The organism is Salinisphaera japonica YTM-1, assembly GCF_003788585.1.
GTDB lineage: Bacteria > Pseudomonadota > Gammaproteobacteria > Nevskiales > Salinisphaeraceae > Salinisphaera > Salinisphaera japonica.
The window spans coordinates 1-3,886 of the sequence record NZ_AYKG01000058.1; the positions used below are offsets into that span (position 1 = coordinate 1).

Here is a 3,886-nt window from a genome sequence, read left to right on the forward strand (position 1 = left end):
AGCACAGGTATGGCAAGTTTGACGTGGTGACGCCACGAGGGTGAGTGATTACCGCTGTGCTGTCGCGCGTGGGCCATCTGCCGCAGATCGTCCACGCGCGGGCTGACCGGTTTTACCGGGATCAGCCCGACGGGCGCGCGAACCGGTCGTTGAGACGCCGGATCATGGTTTCGTGCTTGGCCTGGATACGCCGGACCCGGCGCCGGGCCAGCCAGCCCCAGCCCTTGGGTTGCAGCAACGCCATGCTGCGCCACCAGCGCGTATTGCGCAGAAACGCGCGTCGTAGATCGAGTGCAAACGCCTGTTGCGAGGCGGGCTGGATCCCGGCCGCGATACGACGTGCGACAAGGCCGCGCACACAGAAATGGATGCCTGCAAAGACCACGATCAGTATCGTCACAACGGCGATGCCCGTGGGTGAGGCGTTGCCGATCGCGCCCAGCAGGCGGCCGGCGGTGTCGCGATAAATGATGGCCCCCGCGCCGATCAGAACCGCTAATGGCACGAGAATGGCGATATCAAAAATCCCCACGCGACGTCGCCACTGGCCCAGGTGCGTCTTGAGTCGGCCGACCCCGGTATCCCCGGCTAGCGTACGGGCGGCCCCGGTCATCATCTCGACGACCCGATAGGCCCGATCGACCTCCACGCCCGTCATGCGGCGATGCAGCTCGACCATGTCGGCATCTTTTTTCGCCTTGAAACGCTTGGCCAGAGCCTCGTCGGCGATCGGCGGGGCGCTGTCTTCATCATAGATCCGTAGAAAACGCCCGGCGGTCAGCCCGGACGAGGCCAGGGCCCGTTGCCAAGCCGCCACCACGTCTTCCGGGTTGTCTTCGCGGGCGGTGGTATCGATCTGGTTGAGCACGAACACGAACTTCGAGGCATCGTCGCGCCCGATCGTGTCCGAGACCAGATGCCGCAGCGTATCGCGCATGGCGCCCGGCTCAGGATGGCGCGCATCGAAAAACACCAGCACGAGATCCGACAGATCGATGATGCGATCCGTGATCTGCAGCGTGGCCGACCGCTGGCTGTCGGCATCGAAACCGGGCGAGTCGAGCAGAATCTTGCCGCGGACAGGCTCGGCGTGGCAGGTCTTGAGCTGCAGATAATTGTTGATGCGCCGGCCTTCGCCGGCCGCCACGTCCTCGATATCGCCGCTGATGCGATAAAAAGGAAACCGCAGATCGGCGTCTACGGCGGTGCCGGGCAGGGTACGGGCCTCGTCGTCGTCGGAATAACAGATCACGGTGAAGCGATCATCAACGGCCTGATTGCCCGTGCGCTGTAGCTCGGTGCCCAGATAGCCGTTGATGAAGCTGGACTTGCCCGCCGAGAACGTGCCCAGCAACGAGATCACCGGCCACCAGGGCACGCGTCGCGTGAAGCTGGCATCGGGTGCCAGCAGATGCATTTTTGCGGCGATCCGGTCCAGGCGACGAAACTCGGCCAGCGGCTCGAGCAGCAGGGGGTTCTCGCGTTTTAGATGGGCTTCCAGCGATTCGTTGCGGCCGGACGTCGCGTTTGATCCGCTCATGAGCGCTCCCGCGTGGCTGTCGAGCCGGGACCGATCGGGTCCCGGCGGGCCTTCATTCTATAGGCTTGTGTCGCGTCGTGGCGCGGCTTGCCCGGTCGGCGCTTCGGTGTGCTCGTCTGACTCGGATGCGGCGGGCCGGATCGGCCCCGAGTTGTCATCGGCGTTGTCATCGGCGTTCTGCCTGCCCGTATGGCCCGACAGGCCGGCGGCCGCGCCCGTGGCAAGTACACAGCCGCCGGCACTCATGGCCAGGCTTGCCATGACAAGCGCCAAAGCACACGGCCAGGCGGGAAAACGGGTCGGGTTCATCATCTCTGCATCGGTGGCGTAGACTGAGACACATTGCATCAAACAACGCATAAAACCATGAGCGATAACGACTATCAGCCGCCCCGCGTATGGACCTGGGATAAAGAAAGCGGGGGTAAGTTCGCCAGCATCAACCGCCCGGTCGCCGGACCACGATACGAGGCCGAGCTGCCGGTCGGCGAACATGCCTATCAGCTGTATTCGCTGGCCACGCCCAACGGCGTGAAGGTTACCGCTATGTTCGAGGAGCTGCTCGAAGCGGGCCACAACGCTGAATACGATGCCTGGCCGATCAATATCGGCGACGGCGAGCAGTTTTCCAGCGGCTATGTCGATATCAACCCGAACTCCAAGATTCCGGCGTTGGTTGACCACAGCGTCTCGCCGGCCCGGCGGATCTTTGAATCCGGCTCGATCCTGTTGTATCTGGCCGAGCGCTACGGCGCGTTCCTGCCCGCCGATGCCGATACCCGCACCGAAACAATGAACTGGCTGTTCTGGCAAATGGGTAGCGCGCCGTATCTGGGTGGCGGCTTCGGGCACTTCTATAACTACGCCCCCGAGCCGATCGAATACGCCATCGATCGTTTCACCATGGAAACCAAGCGCCAGCTCGACGTGCTCAACCGGCGCCTGGCCGATAACGCGTATCTGGCGGGGGACGATTACACCATCGCCGATATCGCGACCTGGCCCTGGTACGGCGCCCTGGCGCTGGGCCGGCTCTATGACGCCGGTGAATTCCTGCAGGTTCAGGAATACGAGCATCTCCAGCGCTGGGCCCAAGAGATCGACGCGCGACCGGCCGTCAAGCGCGGGCGCATGGTCAACCGGCTGTGGGGCGACGAATCCGAGCAATTGCCCGAGCGTCATGCCGCCAGCGATTTCGAGCATCGCACGAAGGACAAGCTGGGCGACTGAGTCATCTCGTCGCCGGCATCACAACCGCCAACGCAAGGACAATCAACGTGAAGATCGCAATTGTGGGTCTGGGCCGCATGGGCGGCAACATCGCACGTCGTCTCATGGACGCAGGCCATGACTGCGTGGTTTATGACCAGGACGAGGCCGCCCGCGCAGCCGTGGCCGCCGACGGGGGGCAAGCCGTCGACACGCTGGATGCGCTGGTGGCCGCGCTCGAGCCGCCGCGTCATGTCTGGTTGATGCTGCCGGCGGGCGACGTCACACAAGACACGATCGATACGCTGTCGGCGATGTTGTCGGCCGGTGACGCGATCATCGACGGCGGTAACGCCAACTTCAAGGATGATGTGCGCCGGGCCGAGCAGCTGGCCGAGCAGGATATCGATTATCTGGATATTGGTGTCTCGGGTGGCGTCTGGGGGCGTGAGCGTGGTTACTGTCTGATGATCGGCGGCCCGACGGCCGTGGTCGAACGCCTGGACCCGATCTTCTACACGCTGGCGCCACAGATCGGCGATATCGATCGCACGCCCGGCCGTGACGGGCTGGATCCGCGCGCCGAGCAGGGTTATATCCACTGTGGCCCGGCCGGTTCCGGGCACTTCGTCAAAATGGTGCACAACGGCATCGAGTACGGCCTGATGGCCGCTTATGCCGAAGGCTTCAATCTACTCAAGGGACGGGCCAGCCAAGACCTGCCAGACAACGAGCGGTTCGATCTGAATCTGGCCGATATCGCTGAAGTCTGGCGTCGCGGCAGCGTAATCTCGTCCTGGCTGCTGGATCTATCGTCGATTGCGTTGGCCCGCGACGCCGAACTGTCTGATTTCACCGGCGAGGTCGCTGATTCCGGCGAGGGCCGCTGGACGGTCGATGCGGCGGTCGAGCAGGCCGTGCCGGTCAACGTGCTGGCCTCGGCCCTGTTCTCCCGGTTCCGCTCGCGCGTGGATGATGACTACGGCGACAAGCTGTTATCGGCCATGCGCCGTGAGTTCGGCGGCCACGTCGAGTCGCATGACGACTGATCGGGCTGGGGCTTCAAACCGGGCCTAAACACCTAGGGCGCGTCGTCATAAGATTTTGAGCCACATGCCCAGGCATGCGATAAGACCT

At 63.6% G+C, this 3,886-nt stretch carries 4 protein-coding genes; 2 read left to right on the forward strand and 2 right to left on the reverse strand.

Annotated elements, in window-relative coordinates; genetic code table 11:
• Nucleotides 1-121: 121 nt before the first annotated feature.
• Complete coding sequence (locus SAJA_RS13660; protein ID WP_123659230.1) at nt 122-1,540, reverse strand: dynamin family protein; 1,419 nt, start codon at nt 1,538-1,540, stop codon at nt 122-124.
• A 57-nt stretch (nt 1,541-1,597) separates the two neighbouring features.
• Nucleotides 1,598-1,888, reverse strand: coding sequence for a hypothetical protein (locus SAJA_RS13665; protein ID WP_123659231.1), 291 nt, complete (start codon nt 1,886-1,888; stop codon nt 1,598-1,600).
• Between the two features lie 18 nt (nt 1,889-1,906).
• Here SAJA_RS13665 and yghU point away from each other — a divergent pair, with 18 nt between their 5' ends.
• Both yghU and gnd read left to right on the forward strand, forming a co-directional pair.
• Nucleotides 1,907-2,770, forward strand: a complete 864-nt coding sequence (gene yghU / locus SAJA_RS13670) for a glutathione-dependent disulfide-bond oxidoreductase (RefSeq protein ID WP_123659232.1) — start codon at nt 1,907-1,909, stop codon at nt 2,768-2,770.
• Between the two features lie 47 nt (nt 2,771-2,817).
• Nucleotides 2,818-3,798 carry a phosphogluconate dehydrogenase (NAD(+)-dependent, decarboxylating) gene (gene gnd / locus SAJA_RS13675; protein ID WP_123659233.1) on the forward strand — a complete coding sequence of 327 codons (981 nt, stop codon included), beginning with the start codon at nt 2,818-2,820 and terminating at the stop codon, nt 3,796-3,798.
• Nucleotides 3,799-3,886: the final 88 nt, after the last annotated feature.

What these genes read in the sequence shown, in the direction of transcription:
- SAJA_RS13665 (WP_123659231.1), bottom strand. Translation starts at nt 1,888, where the DNA reads ATGCAATGTGTCTCAGTCTACGCCACCGATGCAGAGATGATGAACCCG.
- SAJA_RS13660 (WP_123659230.1), bottom strand. Translation starts at nt 1,540, where the DNA reads ATGAGCGGATCAAACGCGACGTCCGGCCGCAACGAATCGCTGGAAGCC.
- yghU (WP_123659232.1), top strand. Translation starts at nt 1,907, where the DNA reads ATGAGCGATAACGACTATCAGCCGCCCCGCGTATGGACCTGGGATAAA.